14 protein-coding genes are annotated in these 19,810 nt (G+C 58.1%); 11 read left to right on the top strand and 3 right to left on the bottom strand.

Annotation, left to right across the window (positions count from 1 at the left end):
* The first annotated feature begins 22 nt into the window (after positions 1-22).
* Positions 23-3,610 carry a glycosyltransferase gene (locus tag AWB72_RS16705; RefSeq protein ID WP_087128341.1) on the top strand — a complete coding sequence of 1,196 codons (3,588 nt, stop codon included), beginning with the start codon at positions 23-25 and terminating at the stop codon, positions 3,608-3,610.
* Positions 3,611-3,627: 17 nt separating this feature from the next.
* Complete coding sequence (locus tag AWB72_RS16700) at positions 3,628-5,481, top strand: glycosyltransferase (protein WP_087128339.1); 1,854 nt, start codon at positions 3,628-3,630, stop codon at positions 5,479-5,481.
* A gap of 17 nt (positions 5,482-5,498) precedes the next feature.
* Here the strand turns inward: AWB72_RS16700 and AWB72_RS16695 are convergent, their stop codons facing one another.
* A complete protein-coding gene (locus tag AWB72_RS16695) occupies positions 5,499-5,903 on the bottom strand; it encodes a GtrA family protein (RefSeq protein WP_087128338.1) in 405 nt (134 codons plus the stop codon).
* A 2-nt stretch (positions 5,904-5,905) separates the two neighbouring features.
* Positions 5,906-6,853 (bottom strand): glycosyltransferase family 2 protein, encoded by a 948-nt coding sequence (locus AWB72_RS16690; RefSeq protein ID WP_087128392.1) that lies wholly within the window; start codon positions 6,851-6,853, stop codon positions 5,906-5,908.
* Positions 6,854-7,005: 152 nt separating this feature from the next.
* On the opposite strand from AWB72_RS16690, the gene AWB72_RS16685 reads away from it, so the two are divergent.
* The 6 genes from AWB72_RS16685 (at position 7,006) to AWB72_RS16660 (ending at position 14,017) form a co-directional block, all read left to right on the top strand.
* Positions 7,006-8,424, top strand: coding sequence for a DUF2142 domain-containing protein (locus tag AWB72_RS16685; RefSeq protein WP_159459374.1), 1,419 nt, complete (start codon positions 7,006-7,008; stop codon positions 8,422-8,424).
* Positions 8,425-8,597: 173 nt separating this feature from the next.
* On the top strand, positions 8,598-9,377 hold the full coding sequence (locus AWB72_RS16680; protein ID WP_087128335.1) for an ABC transporter permease: 780 nt from the start codon (positions 8,598-8,600) through the stop codon (positions 9,375-9,377).
* Position 9,378: 1 nt separating this feature from the next.
* Positions 9,379-10,128, top strand: a complete 750-nt coding sequence (locus tag AWB72_RS16675) for an ABC transporter ATP-binding protein (protein ID WP_087128333.1) — start codon at positions 9,379-9,381, stop codon at positions 10,126-10,128.
* A 967-nt stretch (positions 10,129-11,095) separates the two neighbouring features.
* Complete coding sequence (locus AWB72_RS16670; protein WP_087128331.1) at positions 11,096-12,145, top strand: glycosyltransferase family 2 protein; 1,050 nt, start codon at positions 11,096-11,098, stop codon at positions 12,143-12,145.
* On the top strand, positions 12,142-12,492 hold the full coding sequence (locus tag AWB72_RS16665) for an EamA family transporter (protein WP_087128329.1): 351 nt from the start codon (positions 12,142-12,144) through the stop codon (positions 12,490-12,492). The genes AWB72_RS16670 and AWB72_RS16665 overlap by 4 nt, the downstream gene beginning before the upstream one ends.
* A gap of 100 nt (positions 12,493-12,592) precedes the next feature.
* Positions 12,593-14,017, top strand: coding sequence for a DUF2142 domain-containing protein (locus AWB72_RS16660; RefSeq protein WP_087128328.1), 1,425 nt, complete (start codon positions 12,593-12,595; stop codon positions 14,015-14,017).
* Between the two features lie 76 nt (positions 14,018-14,093).
* On the opposite strand, the gene AWB72_RS16655 is transcribed toward AWB72_RS16660, so the two are convergent.
* Positions 14,094-15,263 carry an acyltransferase family protein gene (locus tag AWB72_RS16655; protein ID WP_087128326.1) on the bottom strand — a complete coding sequence of 390 codons (1,170 nt, stop codon included), beginning with the start codon at positions 15,261-15,263 and terminating at the stop codon, positions 14,094-14,096.
* Positions 15,264-16,329: 1,066 nt separating this feature from the next.
* On the opposite strand from AWB72_RS16655, the gene AWB72_RS16650 reads away from it, so the two are divergent.
* From AWB72_RS16650 to AWB72_RS29680, 3 genes are all read left to right on the top strand, one after another.
* The gene (locus AWB72_RS16650) at positions 16,330-17,610 is read left to right on the top strand and encodes an integrase domain-containing protein (RefSeq protein WP_244285654.1); all 1,281 of its coding nucleotides are present in this window, start codon (positions 16,330-16,332) and stop codon (positions 17,608-17,610) included.
* 1,382 nt (positions 17,611-18,992) lie between these two features.
* A complete protein-coding gene (locus tag AWB72_RS29430; RefSeq protein WP_244285653.1) occupies positions 18,993-19,205 on the top strand; it encodes a P-loop NTPase family protein in 213 nt (70 codons plus the stop codon).
* Positions 19,206-19,712 carry an ATP-binding protein gene (locus tag AWB72_RS29680; RefSeq protein WP_342065765.1) on the top strand — a complete coding sequence of 169 codons (507 nt, stop codon included), beginning with the start codon at positions 19,206-19,208 and terminating at the stop codon, positions 19,710-19,712. It begins immediately after the preceding gene.
* Positions 19,713-19,810 lie beyond the last annotated feature (98 nt).

Here is a 19,810-nt window from a genome sequence, read left to right as displayed (position 1 = left end):
CAAAATCTCTTGGACATCGGGAATGGCGGAAATGGAAAGTCGGTCAGAATCGAGGAGCATTGACTTGGTAAAACCGGAGTCGTTCTGGTGGCCAGCGCGCATCGTACGCTCGGCGTGGCTGGAGCATGCTCCGTTCGCGTTCTGGCTGATGAGCGTGCTGCGTCCAGGAACGATCGTTGAACTCGGCACCCATAACGGGTTTTCATACGGAGTCTGGTGTCAGGCTGTCGAACGGCTGGAGCTTTCGACGCGCTGTTATGCCGTCGATACATGGCTCGGTGATGACCACGCCGGACGTTATGACGAGTCGGTGTTTCTCGATCTATCCCAATACAACAACGACACATATTCTAGATTCTCGAGCCTGATCCGTTCCAGTTTCGATAATGCGCTCGCACACTTTCCTGACGGCTCCATTGACCTGCTGCATATCGACGGCCAGCATGACTACGAAAGTGCGCGGCACGACTTCGAAAGCTGGCTCAGGAAAATGTCTGTCCGCGGGATCGTCCTTCTACACGACACAAACGTCCGTGAACGAAACTTCGGTGTTTGGCGCTTGTGGTCGGAACTGAGTCATCGCTACCCTTGTTTCGAATTTCTCCATGGCTATGGTCTTGGCGTCCTGGCTGTCGGCACCGAGATTCCCCAAGCATTGCGCTCGCTGTTCGATGCGACGGACGATGCAGGCAATGGAACGCGCGAGATCTATGCGCGACTCGGCCGCGCAATTGCTCTGCAACAGGCGCAAAATGAGACGCGCACCACGCTCGGCGAACGCATCAGTGAACTGGAGGCGACGCATAGTTTGCTCGACCGCGCGACTGAGGACCGTGACCGCTACATGGCCGAACTCGCCGATCTCAAGGATGAGCATCGGCGCCTGGAGCTCGAACTGGAGCACGAGACATTGCGCTCCGAAGATCTGGCGAGCGAACTCGCCATGGAGCAGGACGCTCGAAAGCTTGCGCACGAGACGCTGGCCCGCGCCAACGAAGAAGTGGTTGCGTTGCGCACGTCCACGTCATGGCGGCTGACGGCGCCAGTCCGCGCTGCCTCGATTTCGATGCGTCGTCCCCGAACAGCGCTGTCGCGGATGCGCCACTTCTCAGCCATCGTTCGAAACTCCATAAATCAGCATGGCTGGAACGCGACGCTGCGCAAGATCGTTGAAACGTCGCGACGGCGCGGCATTTCCGGGTTGCTGCGCGAGGGCGGCGCTGGCGGCGTGTTGATGGCGCCCGCTTTCGAATCGGTATTGCCCATTCTGCCCGCGATGGAGCGCCTCGCGTTGCGCGTGCTGATCATTGCTGAGACGAGCATTCCTCAGTGCCTGAAATATCGCGTCACACAGAAACAGCGCATGATCGAGAGCCTCGGCGTCGATTGCTCGGTGGCGAGCTGGACCGACACGCAGTCGTGCATGAGCTTGCTGCAGACGCACTCGATGGTCATTTTTTACCGCGTGCCCGGCTTTCCGGGCCCTATGGCAATGATCGAGCGCGCCAAAGCATTGGGTCTCGTGACGTTCTGGGAAGTCGACGACCTGATTTTTGATGCTGAGAAGTACATTCTCAACTCGAACTTACGGGACGTTGGACTAGAGGCCAAGCGTGGAGTGCTCGCGGGTGTTCCACTATACCGCGCGGCCATGCTCGCATGTGATTACAGCATCGCATCGACACAAGGCTTGTCGGAGGCCATGATCGATGCAGGCGTCAAGAAGACGTTCGTGATCGAGAATGCGCTCGATGAGGAAACGGTGCGCACGGCTAGTACGATCAACGCGTCAAGCAGGCGTAGGAAGGACAAGTTCGTGCGCATCGTCTATGGCTCGGGGACCAAGACGCACGATGCAGACTTTCGTGTCGCGGCAGCGGGCATCAAGATGGTCTTGCGGCAGCGGCCCGATGTCAAGTTGCGCATCATCGGCGAACTCGGGCTGCCGGACGATTATGCGGACGTCGCCTCGCAAATCGAGCGGCTGCCGTCTTCAAGTTATCCGAATTATCTGGCCCGGCTGGCCGAGTGCGACATCAGCATAGCGCCGCTCGAGAACAGCATCTTCAACGATGCGAAGTCGAACATCAAATATCTCGAGGCCTCTATCGTCAAGCTGCCATCCGTCTGCTCGCCCGCAGCCGCGTTCAAGACAGCGATTCGCCACGGCGATACGGGTTTCCTGGCTGAAACGCCAGCAGGTTGGAGCGACGCATTGCTCGCACTAATCGAAGATGCCGAACTTCGGCATGACATGGCTGCCCGCGCTTACGACCACGTTCTGGCCGACTATTCACCGCAATCCATCTCCGAGCGCCAGGTGGCGCCGGTTCTCGCGCCATACAAAACGGAGCGGAAGAAGTTGCGCGTTCTCGGCGTCAACGTCTACTTCGAGCCGCGCAGTTTCGGGGGCGCCACGATCATCGCTGAAGCGATGGCGAAGCGTATCAACGACACGCAGGACATGGAATACGTCATGTTCACGTCGCTGCCTGCAAACGAGGTGCACGCGTACGCTCTTCAGCGCTATGAGGCGCGCGCAGGAGGCGTGTTTGGTATGGGACTGCCGCAGGAGGCCGATCCGGCATACGGTTTTGAGAATCCGAAGTCGGTGAAAGCGTTCCGCGAAGCCGTGCGTGCAGTTCGCCCTGACGTGGTCCACTTGCACAGCATTCAAGGCATCGGCGCAAGCATTGCCGAAGTATGTCAGGAAGAAAAAATTCCCTACGTCGCCACATTGCACGATGCCTGGTGGATATGCGGCCGGCAATTCATGATCACCGGCGAGCATCGCTATTGCTTCCAGCGCAAGATCGACCTGAACATTTGCTCCAAGTGCGTCGATGATGCCGGTCTCAACACGTATCGGCAGTTCCGGTTGCACGACATCCTCAAGTCGGCGGCCATGCTGCTCGCTCCAAGCGAGTTCTTCCGTGGCCTTTACGCGGATAACGGCTTCGATCCCGCGAAGATCTTGCTCAACAAGAACGGCATTATGGCGCCCGCGAAGCACATCGAGCGTCCGCCGCTGTCCGGCCGCTCACTGCGCTTCGGCTACGTCGGCGGTGAAACGCCCATTAAGGGCGCTCAACTCATCAAGGATGCGTTCAGGCGACTGCCGCGCTCGAATTATGAACTGTTCGTCGTGGATAACGCGCGAAATTTGGGCATGCACACCATCGAGACGCACACCTGGAAGGTTAAGGGCAAGCTGCATGTGGTGCCGGCCTACACTCAGGACGATATTGACCAATTCTTCGCCGGGATCGACGTACTGCTCTTCCCAACGCAGTGCAAGGAAAGCTTCGGCATGACGGTGCGTGAGGCGCTGGTTCGTGACGTGTGGGTCATCTCGACCGACGCGGGGGGCGCCGTGGAAGACATCGTGGAGGGCGAAAATGGACAGGTGATCGCACTGACAGAAGACCCCGCAGAGCTTACGGCGGCTATCTCCGCTTTGCTTGACGATCCGCGAAGGCTTGATGGCTATCGCAATCCGTATAAGGACCGCATCCGCCTGTTCGACGAACAAGCCGTCGAACTGCACGCATTACTGAAGGAAGCAGCCGCGAGTGCCGCACAGCCTGCGGCCGCGACCATGTCGTTCTGACGTGTCACCGGATTCTCATGAGTAAGAAGGCAGAAAGCCGCCTTGCGCAGGCCGGGCAGCGCTTCCACGGTGCGCTAACTAAGATGCGCGATGCCGGCGGCATGATGTCTGCGGCACGGGCGACCGTCCGTCTGATCCGGCGCGAAGGATTGCGCGGCGCGGCGCGGCGCATCGGGGGAGTGTCGCAGGAGGCAGGCCGATACCCGAAGTGGATCGGCGCATACGATAGTCCCGACGACGCTGCGCTTTCAACGTTTCGACGGCAACTCGAGGAGGGCGGCATCGATACGCTCATCTCGGTCGTTGTGCCAGTGTTCAACACGCCAGAGCGCTATTTGCGGGAAATGATCGAGTCGGTGTTGCGCCAGGCGTATCCGCATTGGGAGCTCTGTATAGCGGACGATGCCTCCACGGCCCCTCACGTGCGCGCCGTACTCTGCGAATACGCGCTACGCGACGCACGCATCCGCATAATCTATCGCGCGGTGAACGGTCATATTTCTGAAGCAAGCAACAGCGCGCTGGAACTCGCACGTGGACCGTTCGTGGCGTTGCTTGACCATGACGACGTCCTGCCGCCCCACGCGTTGGGCGTCGTCGCCAAATATATCCATGCGCATCCCGCGGCACGACTGTTCTACAGTGATGAAGACAAGCTTTCCGAGGAAGGGCACCGGCACACGCCGCATTTCAAGCCGGACTGGGACCCAGAGCTGATTCTTCAACACAACGCGTTCTCTCATTTAGGCGTGTATGAGACGCAACTCATGCGCGATGTCGGCGGTTTCCGCCAAGGTTTAGAAGGCAGCCAGGACCATGATTTGTTGCTGCGTTGCGTGCGACTGGCCGGCGATGCCGCCGTTGTGCATATTCCGCACGTCTTGTATCACTGGAGGACGATCGAAGGCAGCACGGCGGTTAGCGTGGAAGAGAAGCCGTACGCCGTCATGGCAACCGTGCGGGCGATCTCCGATCATCTGCGCGAGACGGATACCAACGCCACAGTTGTCGCGCCGCAAGCCGAATTTCCGTTTGTCCGGATCGACTACGGCTTGCCTGCCGTCCCGCCAACCGTTCACATCTTGATAGCGCACGGGGGAGACATGGACGCCTTGCGTCGCTGCGTGACAAGCATCGTCTCGCGTACCCGGTATGCGAACCGGCGCCTGTCGATCGTTGCCGGTGTTGCCTGCGGGTTAAATGCGGACACACAGGAAGCGCTGACGCAGCTGGTCGCGTCGTTGAAATGCGCGTCGATCGTCGAGTCAATCGACGATATTGTCAATCGTGTCGACGATGCCTACATTTGCTTCGTTGATGAACGTGTCGAAGTGACGGACCCGTCATGGCTCCATGAGCTGATGAAGCTCGCGTGCCGCGAAAATGTCGGCGTCGTGGGTGCATCGTTGTGGCAGCCGGATGAAAATCTTTACGCAGGCGGGCTAGTGTTGGTGTCACAGGATGGCGGCGTGCCGATTCACGCGGGCATCACGCGACGCGGCGCGGGGTACTTCGGCCGCGCCATGCTCACTCAGACTGTATCGGCTGTGTCTCTGTCCTGCGCGGTGATAAGTCGGTCCGACTTTATCGCGGCGGGCGGCTTCGATCGGACGAGCAACGAAAACTTTTCCCGCGATGTATCGCTGTGCCGGCGCGTTGCACAACGCGGTTTGCGCAATGTTTTTGTGCCGAGGGCCGGCGTGACGATTCACGCGCACCTTGCCGCGCGCGGGCACGGTCCGGCATTTGAACGTTCGCCTGCGGAACTTGCAAATGACCGCGGCTACAACCCGAATCTCGCTCTTGGCGGCCCAGCCTCGGGCGCAACGTTTGGCCTCGCCTTTCCGCCGCGAATCGGCCGCTTCGAGTAATGGCGACCCCCGAGCGGCTAGCGCTGGTCGCCCGCTTGGCTGTGGCGGAACACCCAAAGCTTCGCGAGCATGAAATTCACCGCCATGCCAGCGATGGAGCCCGCAGCCACAGCCGCTAGCGGCGTCCAGACATCTGCGCCCAAAAGTCTTAGCGCGAGCGCGTATGCACCGTAGTTGCACGCGCCGCCGCCGATCATGGCAAGCAGATACTCATAGAACTCGCGCCAGATCGAACGGTTATTCGTTGCCGCGAACGTGATGCGCCGATTTATCCGCCACGTCACAAAGACAGCGCAAAGGAAAGAGACCAGCCGCCCGGCATACGGGCCAACGCCGAGATGGAGCATCACATAAAGCACGCCCGCGTCGACCAGGAAGCCAACGCCGCCCGCAAAAGCGAAGCGCAGAAATTGCGAACTCATGTTCAATCGTCCTTCGGGTCCCATGCGGGAATCGAAAGATAGGCGAGGTGCTTATTCTCATTGCGGCCGTGGGTGACCGTGTCGAGCACGATGCCGCAGATCAGCAGTATCGCGCCAACCATCGCCAAACCGCTGCTCAGGATGACCGTCGGAATGCGCGGTACGAGACCGGTCTCAATGAACGTCTGAAAGACCGGAATCGCGAGAGCCACGGATAGGGCGGCGCAGATGGCGAAACCGGCTGTGAAGAACGCAAACGGCTTCTCGGATTTAAATAGCCGAATGATGGTCATCAAAATCCTGAAACCGTCGCGATATGTGTTCAGCTTGCTGTGCGACCCTTCGGGGCGCGACTTATAGTTGGTCGCCACCTCGGCAACCGGCATGCGCATGCTCAGCGCGTGTACCGCGAGTTCGGTCTCGATCTCGAAGCCCTTCGAATGCGCAGGAAACGTCTTGGCATAACGGCGGGAGAACACGCGGTACCCCGAAAGCATGTCTTTGAACGTTTTCCCGAAGATGGTCGCAGCGCATTGCGTCAGCATGACGTTGCCGAACCGGTGTCCCAGCCGGTAAGCGGTCTGTTCGTCACTCAGGCGGGAGCCGACCACCATGTCGAGCTTGTTACGGATCAATGTATCGACGAGCTCAGGGGCGACGGCTGCGTCGTATGTCGCGTCACCGTCGGCCATGACATAGACGTCTGCGTCGATGTCCGCGAACATGCGCCGCACGACATTTCCCTTCCCCTGGAACGGTACCGCGACGACTCGTGCACCGGCGCCGCGCGCTATGTCCGCAGTGCCGTCCGTCGAATTGTTATCAAAAGCCGTGATCGAAGCTGCTGGTAAGTGAGTCTTGAAATCACGGATCACCGAGGCGATGGCGGCCGCTTCGTTATAACAAGGGATGACGACGGCCACTCGCAGGTCAGGGTAACGATTGGGCATGATGATCCGGATAATCGGCATGGGCCGCGATGACTGACGTATTGTATAGCTAAGCTTGTGGTGAATAGGCAGTCTGCCCTTCGGTACAATCCGGACTTTCCCAATCTGCGGCGATGGCGTCCTGCAACGGCCCGCCCGCGCCACACCGACACATGCGATCAATTGGAGCGTTTCTCGCTGAGATCGACCGGCTTCCACTGTGGAGGATTTATGTTTTCTTCGCGATGCCTTTCGGGTTGTTCTTGGTATATGCAACACCGCCTTTTCAGACGCCGGATGCCGCCAACCATTTCTATCGCGCGATTCAGATATCAGAAGGTCAGTGGCGGGGCTATCGCTTCGATGGGACATCGGGCGGGCTAATCGATTCGAACGCCGTCAAATTAGCAACCACGTACGAACCGATTAAAGCGCGCGCCAACGTCAAGGCGAACCGCGCCTTGGCCGAGTCCGTGCGGCAGCTTCGGTGGACTGGCGAACTCATCGAGACCGGTTTTCCCAATACGGCAATCTATCCGGCCTTCACATACGTCCCGCAAGCGCTGGCTGTGGCGGTCGGTCGTGCATTGCATATGACCGTGTGGAGCACTTACAGGCTGACCTGCCTGGTGGGCTTACTGGTAAGCATGCTGCTGACCGCTTGGGCGCTGCGAGTTGCGCGAACGTCGTCGCGCTTCATTTTTTTCCTTGCGTTGTTGCCGACCACGATGATGATCTCGGCATCCGTGAGTCAGGAAGTCGTCATGATTCCACTATGCTTCTTGACGATCGCGTATTTCGAGCGTTTCGTCGCGCTGCAATGGGTGTTGCAAGGTCGTTGGCGATGGGTGTTCGGCACCGCGGTTGCCTTATGCGCTTCGGCGCGTCCGCCGTACGGCGCGCTCGCGCTTCTGCTGTTTTACCCCGGACTGCGAGTGGCAAAGGGCGAGGGTTATCGTTGCTGGACGCGGATCGCCATCGCGGTTGCGACGGGCGCGGCTAGTTTCATAGCGATGAAAGTCTTTCAGTCGCCAGCGTGGCTCCCACCCGGCCCACCTCGCTCAGTGTCCGGGCAACTCAATTTCTTGCAGCATCATCCGGCAGCGGTGTTCACGATTGCGCTTGAGACTCTGCGCACCAACGCCTGGTTCTATTTCACCAGTTTCACCGGTGTGCTCGGCTGGCTGGATGCGCCGCTCACCAGAAGCTTCTACCTGGCGGCCGGCGCGGCATGCGTCGCCGCGTTGATCGCTACGTCGCTTGATCGCAACTCGTTCGATGAGGCAAGCAACAGGCGGCGGCTGATGCTCGTTTTGCCGATGCTCATCTGCTTCGGATTGACCTTCGCTGCGCTTTATCTCACGTGGACGCCGGTGGGGCAGTGGGTCGTGGAGGGTGTGCAAGGGCGCTATCTCACGGCGCTCCTCCCGCTGCTGGCGCTCGCCATGCCCAAGCTGAACCTGCGTTGGCGCAACGATAGCAAGGGTGTTGCACTTCTAAGGCGGGTGCTGACGCTCATCGTGCTTGCCCTGCCGTTTTATGCTTTTCAGCAGGCGGTTACGACGATCATCGACCGGTTCTATGTGCAATGACCGCTAAAACGCGCTCCACCCAACGGGTCGGCACACTCCGTGCGAACCGGACACCGTTGAAGGTCTGATGACTGCCGAGCTCAACGTTCCCCGGGAGACGCATCAGTTACAATGCGGGTTTGTCGCGGGTGGTTGTCGCGGCATCGCATATCTTCCCTTAGAGAATAACTAGCATGTACGTCGCAATCTGCGATCTGCGCGAAAGCCTTGTCCGTTGGCGTCTCTGGATGCTTCTCGGCTGGCTCGAGATTCGGCAGCGCTACGCTCGCTCGCGCATAGGGCCTTTCTGGCTCACGATCAGCACCAGCGTTATGGTGACATCCATAGGGCTCGTATACGGCACGCTATTCGGTCAGGACATGCACGACTACCTGCCGTTCCTCGCAGTGAGCCTGGTGTTTTGGACGATGTTCTCCTCCATCGTCAGCGAAGGCGCACTCGCATACATTAATAGCGCCACGTATATACGCCAGATACGCACACCACGCCTGGTTTTCATTCTGCAGGTTTTGTGGCGCAATACGGTCATTCTGGGCCACAACCTCATCATAGTTGTCGCGCTGCTACTCATTTTTGGAGTACGCGACTTCCGCGCCCTGCCTCTCATCATTCCCGGTTTCGCGCTTTTCCTGCTGAACGCGACTTGGATTGCGATGCTCGCTGCGCTCGTTTCCGCGCGCTTCAGGGACTTGCCGCAGATCATCGCTGCGCTGCTGCAAGTCGCGTTTTACGTCACGCCCATTATCTACAAGCCGACGTCGCTCAACCGATTCTCGTGGATCGTCGAATTCAATCCGCTCGCCTATTTCATCGAACTGGTGCGCAGTCCGCTTGTTGGTGTCTTTCCGAGCATGCTCAGTTGGGCTGTGTGCGCCGGCGTTGCCGTGATTGGGTGGGTAATCGCGCTCGTGCTTACGGGGCGTTTCGAGAAGCGCATTCCGTATTGGATTTGAAATGGCTTACATCGCCCTTAAAAACGCGTCACTGGACTTGCCTATTTATGACGTGCAGAGTCGCTCGCTCAAAAAGCGGCTCGCTTCGTTGCGCAATCGTAATTCGGACGTGAATGAACGTTCCGACACGGTGGTATTGCGAGCACTGAACGATCTCTCGTTTCGCATCGAAAGCGGAGACAGACTCGGACTAGTCGGGCATAACGGCGCAGGAAAATCGACGCTGCTGCGTGTGCTTGCGGGCATTTACGCGCCATCATCAGGCGTCGTCGAGACGCAAGGCAAGACGGTGCCGCTGCTCGATATCAGCCTCGGTATGGATGAAAACTCGACTGGGCGGCAGAACATTCGCCTGCGCGGTCTTCTTCTTGGCATGAGGGACGAGGAGATTGCCGAGAAGGAAGAGGGAATCGCCGCGTTCTCGGAACTGGACAGCTTTCTCGATCTCCCCATCCGAACCTATTCGAGTGGGATGCGTGTCAGGCTGGGCTTTGCCATATCCACTGCGGTGGACGCTGATATCCTTTTGCTTGATGAAGTCATGGGCGTTGGCGATGCCGCTTTCAAGGAAAAGGCTAACCAGCGATTGGCGGAGCTCCACGAGCGTTCCGAGATTGTGGTGCTTGCGTTGCACGACAATGCGACCATCCGCAAAACGTGCGAAAAGGCGCTGTGGCTGGAACAGGGCAACGTGCGGATGTTCGGGGCGACCGAGGAAGTGCTTGCCGCCTACGAAGCCAGTGTGAAATAGCCAGAATCGACGACGGGGCTCTGTTCGCGGCGCGGCGTGCGACTGCGCTGGGATTATCGGACGTTCGGTCAGTTCGGATCTATGCTCGAAGCATTCAAAATTCAACACTAAAATACAGGTCGGAGCGCACGCAGATGAAGCTTGCGACACCACATTTCGCTGCGGACTTGTCCGATTGCCGGCTGATTGATTCACTACTGGACCCGGAGTTAGCACCGCTCTTCTGGCGCGCGCACCGTATCTGTATCTATGGTCCGAGCGCCCAGTTCGGCATTGTTCCGTTCGCGCCTTGGCTGATCGGCGCGCTCCTTACTTCAGGCTGCCCTCGACTTTCGGAGCTCGCTTTTGCGAAGTGCGAAGCAAAGCGACTTTGAGACGGTCGAGTTCGCGCATGCGTTGCAGTCTCGCGAATATATCGATATGCCGCTTGCCTTGCAACGTATTCACCGGCATAACCTGTCCGGATGGCTGCCGTCCATCGTGGATACCTAATCTTTCTGGACAACCAAGTCGTTGTCTCAGGTGTCGGACCTACTGATCCTGATGGACTTCTGTATCAAGCGTCACAATATCGGCGTAATCGACGCGTTGCTCGCGGTCTTGCAGCAGGATGATAGTTCGTCTGTTGCTCAGGACCTTACGCGCAGACATCAAGGCCAGGTCCTTCGCGCGGCACAGTGAGTTGCCGTCCGTTCAGGCAAGACCCAAAAAAAGTCCGACAGAACGGGCCAAGTATCGCGGGCGCTATCAGCTAGCACGTGTTGCGCAAATAGTCAACGACCGCTTGGGCGCGCGATTGTGTGAACGCACTCTAACGGGTAAAGTGTTATCCCGATTTGGGTTGCACGTGACCTCGCTGGAATGCGCAAGGCGCGACGTCCTCGAAATCGAACATTTCCGGGCTTGTTACGGCTCAAGCTTCGCTCAATAAACGCGGGATAGGTCCGCTTACGTTACGGGATTCATCGTGCGAAAAAAGCGCACCATCATCGCTGTCGTAATTCCCAGTTACAAGGTCAAAGAGCACATTCTGGGCGTGATCGAGAAAATCGGCCCTGAGGTATCGCAGATTTACGTGGTCGATGACTGCTGTCCGGTAAAGAGCGGAGACTTCGTCCGCGACAATTGCAACGATGAGCGCGTGCGGATCGAGTATCACCAGCAAAATCTGGGCGTGGGCGGTGCGGTTATGACTGGTTACCGTGCGGCAATCGAAAATGGCGCAGACGTGATCGTCAAAATCGATGGCGACGGGCAAATGGATCCTGCCCTTCTGCCGTATTTCGCGCTTCCGATCATTGAAGGCTGGGCGGACTACACCAAGGGTAATCGCTTCTACGATCTCACACATATTGGCCGGATGCCCAAGGCACGGCTGATCGGCAATGCGGGTTTGTCGTTCATGACGAAGATTTCCACTGGCTACTGGAATGTGTTCGATCCAACCAATGGCTATACTGCAATCAGCGCTCAGGTTGCCAGTCATTTACCACTCGATAAAATCAGTCAGCGCTATTTCTTCGAAACGGACATGCTGTTTCGCTTGAATACATTGCGCGCGGTCGTCGCAGATGTTCCCATGGATGCGCATTACGCGGACGAAGAATCGAATTTGAAAATATCGAAAGTGCTGTTCGAGTTTTCTGGAAAACACGCCAGCAATCTTTTCAAGCGGATTTTTTATAACTATTTTCTCCGCGACATGACAGCGGCCACATTCGAACTGGTTATCGGTGGGCTCTTGCTGCTTTTTGGTTTAGCATTTGGCGTCTCGCATTGGATCTCCGCCATTTCAAGCCATATCCCTACGCCGCTCGGCACGATCATGGTTGCCGCGCTTCCTATCCTCATCGGACTGCAATTGATCCTTAGCTTCCTGAATTACGACGTCGCCAACACGCCTTCAAGGCCGATCGGTCGCTTGCTGCCTCGAACGCTAGACGGACAACATGCAGTGATGGACGCAGTTGAAGCGAACGACACGCCGACGTCAACAACTAACCCTAAAGCGTCATGACCTTTTTGCAGATCATCTGGACGTTAGCGTGCGTCGCAATTATTGCGAGTGGCCAGCTACTGTTCAAGAAAGCCGGCCTGGAAATTCAGGCGGCAGGCACCTGGATGTCCCCCCGCGCGCTGGTCACGGTTTTTTGCGCCCTCGTCATTTATGCCGTGGCGACACTGCTGTGGATCAATCTCCTGCGTTTCGTCTCGCTCAATCGAGCGTATAGCTTCATGGCACTTTGCTTCGTCATCGTGCCCATTGCGAGCCATTTTGCGTTTGGCGAGTCGCTGACGCGCGGTTACCTGATTGGAACGATCATGATCATGTGCGGACTGATCGTAACCAGCCGCTTTGGCTAATGCTGGTTCAGTCGACGCACATCTCTTCCTCGCCGTTTGGCCGACACGTGCCCTTGCGCGACGGCGGTCGCGCCTGGCTCGCCACTGCATCTGCTGATTCATGAGCTACCTTAAACGATTTGCCAACCTGGCCCGGCAACAGCTTGCCGTCTTTTACGTCTGTTTTGCTGTTCCGACCGGACTGTACCTTGCGGTGGTCACGCCACCGCTGCAGACGCCGGACGCGATCTTCCATGTGTACCGCGCTTTCCAGGTCTCGGACGGCGGGATAATCGCGAAGCGAATAGGCAATTCATCGGGGGGCGAAGTGGATTCGGCCCTGGTTGACCTGGCGAAGATAATGTTTCCCATGGCTACGCGGACCGATAAGAAGTACGACGCGGCATGGCGCGCCCGCACGATCGGCCTGCAATGGACCGGCCATAAGGTGGACGCCGAGTTTCCCGGTTCGGCGATCTATCCCGCTTATGCTTATCTCCCGCAAGCATTTGCCTTCCGAGTTGGCCGTGCGCTGAATCAGCCTGTGGTACGAACCTACACGCTCGCATGCATCTTCGATCTTCTGGTTAGCGTTGCGCTTACGGCGTGGGCAATATTCGTGGCGCGGCGCGTTGCCTTAGCGATCTTCGTCGTGGGTTTGCTGCCTTGTGCGTTGATGCTCTTCTCTTCCGTCAGCGACGAAGTACTATTGATCCCCGCGTGCTTCCTGCTGATCGCGTATGCGGATCGGTTCCAACATGATAATCGCGTGCTGCTTGCACGCAACCTCGTCGCCGGGGCATTGCTGGCGACGCTGTGTATCACGGCGCGGCCGCCTTATGTCGGGTTATTGCTGTTGGCGTTCTTGCCGGGGCTTCGGTTTGGCGTCGAAGAAACCCCATATCATCCGCTGCGGCGCGTGATTGCGGCCGTCGGAACCGGGCTGCTATCCGTTGCCGTCACCAAGCTGTTCAGCTATACGGCATGGATCGCCGTAACACCTCCGCGTTCGATTCCAGGGCAAATACATTTCCTTCTCTCGCACCTGCAGAGTGTTCCGCACATTGCGCTGGCGACGTTCAAAGTGTGGGGCGCCTTTTATTGGGAGAGCTTTGTCGGCGTTCTTGGCTGGCTGGATACGCATATGAACACAGCGTACTACCGCGTTGCGTTTGGCAGTTTTCTTCTGGCGCTTATTCTTCCGGTGTTCGAACTGAGGCGGATCACAGTCCATTCGCTCTTGAACGCAGGCGTCGTCGTGCTTGCGTGTCTAGCTTGTCTTGGCATGATCTTTGGATCGCTCTATCTGTTTTGGACGCCGGTGGGTAAAGATGTCGTCGAAGGCGTACAAGGACGATATTTTCTCGGGCTAGCGCCGTTGCTCGCGCTTGCTACATCGATGGCGGTAGCGCGGAGGGCGGAGGAGCCCGTGTACGCCAGCGACGGAATCCAACTCAGGGCGATCGCAATAGCCTTGCTAATGGCTTTTCCGATCTACTCGTACGTAGAGGTGTTGAAAGCGGTACTGCAGCGTTTCTATCTCTAAAGCCTGAGCAAGATAAGAATGACGTCGAATCTGGGCAACGGCATGTTCGGCCCGTTGCCCAGATAACTATGCCGTCTCAACGAGCAATCCCGTCCGTTGCGCGCACCGTCTTCTGCAATGAGAACAGCTTAAGCAGTCGGCTCAACGTAGCATCGTGAAGTCGCCGTTCAAGCAGACCTCCCACGGCGGCAGCAGCCACGACCGACAATCCGGTGGACAAAAAGGCGTTGGCCCACGTTTGCAATAGTTCAGGATGGTGAACGTGAGCAAAGAAGCGGTCGATCAGCGCGAAGACCGGGCCGTGAATCAAATACAAGGTGAACGACACGTCGCCGAGGGCAACCAATGATCGCGGGACGTGCAGCGTGTGAACTTTCACCAGCATCGCGTACGCGAGCACGATGAGGATCGAAAATCCGCCCCATCCGCGCAGACCTGGCGCTATTCCGGCAACAATGCCGATATTCCCGGCGAAGCCCCACAGCGCAATCGTCAAGCCTGTCACCAAAAGTAGCCAAGCGGCACGTGCCGTGATGACAAGTCCAGACAAGAACACCAAACCAATCAGCACGCCTGCAACGAAGTCCCAAATGATGGGATTGGTGATCATCGATAGATAGGCGGAGCGGAACCCCATCTGTACGAGCGGGATCAATGTCAGTTGGCCCTGAATCGCGGGTAGGGCAACGAGGGTCAGGAGCATCCAACCGAAAAACGCCACCCATCGCATGCGCCGGAATAGCATCGATATACCAAACACAACGTAGAAATACGCCTCGAAATTCAGTGTCCAACCCACTGGCAGGGGCATCATTCCGGCGCCGAGATACATGGGTTCTTCAGCTTTGATCGGAAGGAACAGAAGACTGCGGAATAAGTGCCCGCTTTCGTGCCTAACGTAGGTCCATCCGCTCGATACCAAGAAAATCGAAACGATCGATACGAGGGCGTAGGGCGGCCAGACCTTCGCAAATCGTCGCAGCGCGAAGCGGACCACATCGCGCGCGGAACCACCCGAGTTGCGAGTGGTGTACACCATGATGAAGCCACTGATGATGAAAAACAGGTCGACACCACCCGCGCCCCAGACGACATAGCGTTGCGCGAAGTCCCACCAGGGCGTGTCCATCACACGGAAACGCGCGTGGCACAGTACGACGCCCAGGGCGGCTATTCCACGCAAAGCCTGAATGAAGTCGAGTTTGACCGTTTTGGTCGTGATGGCGGACGTGGATCCAATAGTCATTTCGGGCAGTGATCAGCGGGATAGTATTATCAAGTCAGGCGAGCAAAAGACGCGACAGTCTGCCTTAATTTCACGCATCACACTACTGTTGCGTAGAGGAGATTACGTAAAGGTTCCGGAAGGGACGGATCCAAACCGAGCCGTTGGCTCAAACGGATTTGGCTCCACGCAGCGCAGTAACGCGGAGTGCGACTGCGCCACTGCGCCCGCTTCCCTGATGTAGAGACAAAACCCCAGACGCACGTACTTAGTTGCTACCAAATCGCCGGTGGACGGTCATGTCTGCAGTCGCATTTGAGAACCGGTTCGGGACGCTTCGCGACGTATCCATGACGATCGGCCGATCGGCCCGGACCGGTCACGTTCGACCGACCGGTGTCTGACGGAAAAGCCTGAAAGAGATAGCAAAATCGCAAGCTTTCCGCCAACGTTCGAGCGCGATTGGGCGCATCATCTTATTCACCTATCCGCGTTCCAACGCATCGACCCTAGTGCAATGCACTACGTCTCTGTCCTCGCAGCGTCCGACGGACGCTACTTTCTTCGCCCGCGCAGTGACCCTGCGATCTTGGCCATGTGCGCCGTGCCGAAAACTGAGTGCTCCGAGAACGGCGCTAGCATTGGCTTTCCAAGCGAAACGCAGTTTCGCATCGTCTGAGAACAACTTCGCACGGACAGTGCGAACGTCACCTATGCCTTTCGTCGAGGGCGACTCTCGCCAAGCTTGAATCGCGCGGTTCCAAATCGAGGCGATCGTGATGAACAAGCTCGCAAGACGGGAAATCACTTGCACCCTGAGTGCGGATTTCTATATCCCATTTTGTCGGCTCGCGCTGCCGATACCAAAAAGCGCAAAAGGAATTGCTTGGCTCGACGGGCTTACGCCTGCGGTCAAGTAGCCGTGCATCGGTTCGTCCGGCGCATGGATCATCAGGCGGCAGTGCTTCCCTGCGCCGGGTGAATCGAAAATCTGATCTCTAAGATCCCGGAAAGCAAAGCGTGCAGTATTCCAACAACCCGGGACGTTCTTCTGATAGGTGAGAACGTCGCTTTTGATGCGACGGTCATGAAGATCCAATTCAACTTTTTACCCCTGTTGGACAATGCAGGGCTGCCTCAGCGGCTCACCAAAGAGCTCGCCGAACTCTTCAATCGGCACCTATCGAAACCCCACAGCACGACGCGCGTCACGTCTAACGCAATCTCCATCAAGACGCAGACCTATCGCGTACGGCATCTGATCGCCGGCTTTCGCGAACTGCGAAAGGGCGGCTTCGCTCTACAGTCGCCTTGGAACCTTTCCGAAAAGCACATCGCGTTTCTCGTGAAGCTTTGGGTCGCGGAAAAAGACCAGGCGCCCGGCACGGTCGAAAACAAACTGACCTACTGGCGCACGCTCGCCGCCTGGATGAAAAAGCACCAGCTCGTGGGCACGGTCGATGACTACATCAAGCGGCCCGACGGTTATCGCCGCTATTACGTCGCGCAGGAAGATAAATCCTGGGAGGCGGCTAACGTTGACGTCAACGAAGTGATCTCCCGGCTCTGCGAGCATGATCGGTGGGTCGCCATTCAAGTCGAACTGCAAGCGACGTTCGGCTTGCGCGCGCAAGAAAGCATGCTTCTGCGTCCACTGCAATGCCTGCGCGTTTCGGGCCACTTGCACGTCATCGATGGTACGAAGGGCGGCAGGCCCCGGCTCGTGCCGATCGATGCTGAATGGCAATACGAAGTCCTCATCCGTGCAGCGAGGCTCGCGAATCCGCGCACCGGTTCAATGATTCCGGAGCCATGGTCGCTCAAGCGGTGGTACCGCCATTTCTACCACGTTCTCCAGAAGGAGGGCATCACGCGTAGTGGCTTGGGCGTCACGGTTCACGGACTGCGCCACGCTTACCTCCAGAAGATGTACGAGGCTATAACCGGGGTGCCGGCACCGATCAAACTGCCTGATCATCGGCCCGATCCGGAACTTCACCAAAGGGCCATGCAACAGCTGGTCGAAGCCGCGGGGCATAGCCTGGCATCGAAGGCGACAGCCTACATCTCAACCTTCGCGACGGCGGAGCGCCTGTCGCGACCTGTGGTGAGCTTCGAGCAGGCGATCGCCGCTCTTGATGCGGCGAACGGCGTCAAATCAGAGGCCGCAAAGCGCCTGAGAATTTCAAGGCAGGCGCTTTATCGGTTACTTGCAAAAGGCGGTCCTTTGCCGACTGTTACGCCTGCAAACGCCGGCGAGATCGAAGCACCGGTAACATCCGCGCCTAACGAGTTCCTCCAAGGGCCACGGTTGGCTCAGACGATCAGCAACGCCACGCCGGACCAGCTTTCACTGCTTGCTGAATAGGGTTACCGTCGCCATGGGCGACATGGCAGTCGTCATCAGTGGCGACGGATTTCGCATATCGGGCGAAAGTCGAGGGTCGACGCTTGTTTCGATGAACGGTCATCGAAACAATTCCCTGCGCAAGCGAGGCAGACGCCGTGCGCTAGCCTACACCGCGTCGCTCGTCGTCTTTCGCGGTAGTCGCACGAGTTGCCCGGCCAAAGTGCACGCTTTTTCCGGGACGAGGGTGACCATGCGATCGCGCGGGTCCGAACCTCTTCGACCCGCGACGACTGTGGTGATGCAACTGTGCGACTACCTCGTCACTACACTCATCCACGTCCGCTGCCCAGAAACTTGGGTGGACTAGCATAGCCAAGACAGACCGGACCTTCGACGGCGCCGGCTTCGGACGACGTGTTTCGTGTCTAGCCAACTGGATCTTGTCATAGCGGCGCAACACTGCGGGCCCGCACTTTAGCGTCGAGTAACGCTCTCCGGAGAGCGTCCCACCATCGGTGCAGGAAATGGCAACCCGTTGGTTCCTATGGGAAATCGGCCCGTTAGAAAACGTGCCGAATATTTACATCCCCCTTATCCGGCACACTTTTTACATTGTGAGATCTCGGTTAAGCGAGGAACGGTCGGCGACTTCCTTTGGCGGCGAAAGTACCGAGGCCCGCCGCCTGTTCCAGCGTGTCATGCCGTTGTAATCGCCATGAACAGCCGGATCCATGCCGCGCAACCGCCATTCCGCATGGCGAAAAGTGAGCCGAATAAGGGGGGTGTGAATATCCGGCGCATTTTGTAACAAGCGGATTTCCTATACGGATCAACGGGTTGAATTGCCCGGGCAACGCAGTGGGACGCTCTCCGGAGAGCGTTGCTCGCCCTAAAAGTCGGGCCCGCAATACTTGCGGTGTGCGGGCGCGCCTGAGGGGCCACCGGCTGAGGCGTGCAACGGCGATCGCCTCGACTGTACGTGTCCGGCGTTCTGTCCACAGCACCGCTCGCGGCTCACGTGCGCACGACAACCGCCACGCGCTTGATTACCGCCACTTCATTGACTCCCTAAAGCGCAAACTCCAGGGATTGAAGGAGCTCGCGTTTCGCGACGCGCTGTTCCCGCGCGAGGCGTACCGCAGAAGCTGGGAATAACTCGATGCCCGCCTGTCACAACGCGACGCATGCAAGACGATGGTCGGCCTGCTTGAGCTCACAGGCCAGCACGGCGTGGAGGCGGTACCAGCCGGGCAGGATGATGCGTTGCTCGGAGCCGGCGAGCTTCCCGATCTCAAAGCGCTTCGTGAGCAGTACGCACCCCGTGAGGCCCGGTGCCCTGAGGTGGAGGTTCAGATGCCGCCCGTTGCCGTCTATGAGAAACTGCTCCGGGCGATGGCCCCATGAACGCGCCCCCGCATGATGGTGGCCGGCTGGCCCTGATGCTCAACGAGCTACGCTTGCCAACGATCAGCAGGTTATGGCGTGAGTTCGCCGAGCGCACGGATAAGGAAGGCTTGCCGGCCACACGCCTGCTCGGCGCACTGGATGAGCACGAGCTGGCCGAACGCGCCAAGCGCCAAGCGCGAAGCGACGCATCGAACGACACGTACTGAATCGCAATCGACGTCGGCTACCGCGCGCTGTTCCTGCGTACCAGCGAGCTCGTCCAGAAACTGCAGGCCGCGCGCCAGAGCCTGCAGTTGCCTTCCGCGCTGGCCAAGCTCGATCGCTTTGATTTGATCATCCTCGACGATCTTTCGTACGCCCGCAAGGATCAGCTGAAGACCAGCGTTCTGTTCGAGCTGATTGCTGAGAGGAACGAGCGAAAAGGTCTTCTGACGATGGCGGCCACCGTCATGCCGGGGTCGGGGAACACGACCGGCTTGTGCATCACTCGACGATCTTCGAGTTCAACGTCGAATGTCACCACCGCCGCAAGGCCGGCGACAGACACAACGCGCAACATGCCGGCCGTGCTGCTTAACGCTCTCTGGCGACGGTTTCCGCGTCCCGGCGATAGTCGCTCGGCCACACCGACCGAAATCGACGAAAGGCCGCATTCGTGGGAAACCACCTTTTTGCGATCGATATTATGGTCGCGTGAGGGAAAGAGATATTAAATTCGTCACCATTGTCCGTAATCGCTCGACTGACGCCCTCTACTATCTTCAGTGCTGAGCTGCACCCGGTTTCATCACGGGGTGTAGCGGACGACTAA

Origin of the sequence: Caballeronia concitans, from assembly GCF_001544615.1 — a bacterium.
Classification (GTDB): domain Bacteria; phylum Pseudomonadota; class Gammaproteobacteria; order Burkholderiales; family Burkholderiaceae; genus Caballeronia; species Caballeronia concitans.
This window is presented reverse-complemented; position numbering and strand designations above follow the sequence as displayed.

Bases quoted from the DNA above. Each gene is read 5' to 3' on its own strand.
- AWB72_RS16705 (WP_087128341.1), top strand. From the start codon at position 23: ATGGCGGAAATGGAAAGTCGGTCAGAATCGAGGAGCATTGACTTGGTA.
- AWB72_RS16700 (WP_087128339.1), top strand. From the start codon at position 3,628: ATGAGTAAGAAGGCAGAAAGCCGCCTTGCGCAGGCCGGGCAGCGCTTC.
- AWB72_RS16695 (WP_087128338.1), bottom strand. From the start codon at position 5,903: ATGAGTTCGCAATTTCTGCGCTTCGCTTTTGCGGGCGGCGTTGGCTTC.
- AWB72_RS16690 (WP_087128392.1), bottom strand. From the start codon at position 6,853: ATGCCCAATCGTTACCCTGACCTGCGAGTGGCCGTCGTCATCCCTTGT.
- AWB72_RS16685 (WP_159459374.1), top strand. From the start codon at position 7,006: ATGCGATCAATTGGAGCGTTTCTCGCTGAGATCGACCGGCTTCCACTG.
- AWB72_RS16680 (WP_087128335.1), top strand. From the start codon at position 8,598: ATGTACGTCGCAATCTGCGATCTGCGCGAAAGCCTTGTCCGTTGGCGT.
- AWB72_RS16675 (WP_087128333.1), top strand. From the start codon at position 9,379: ATGGCTTACATCGCCCTTAAAAACGCGTCACTGGACTTGCCTATTTAT.
- AWB72_RS16665 (WP_087128329.1), top strand. From the start codon at position 12,142: ATGACCTTTTTGCAGATCATCTGGACGTTAGCGTGCGTCGCAATTATT.
- AWB72_RS16660 (WP_087128328.1), top strand. From the start codon at position 12,593: ATGAGCTACCTTAAACGATTTGCCAACCTGGCCCGGCAACAGCTTGCC.
- AWB72_RS16655 (WP_087128326.1), bottom strand. From the start codon at position 15,263: ATGACTATTGGATCCACGTCCGCCATCACGACCAAAACGGTCAAACTC.
- AWB72_RS16650 (WP_244285654.1), top strand. From the start codon at position 16,330: ATGAAGATCCAATTCAACTTTTTACCCCTGTTGGACAATGCAGGGCTG.
- AWB72_RS29430 (WP_244285653.1), top strand. From the start codon at position 18,993: ATGAACGCGCCCCCGCATGATGGTGGCCGGCTGGCCCTGATGCTCAAC.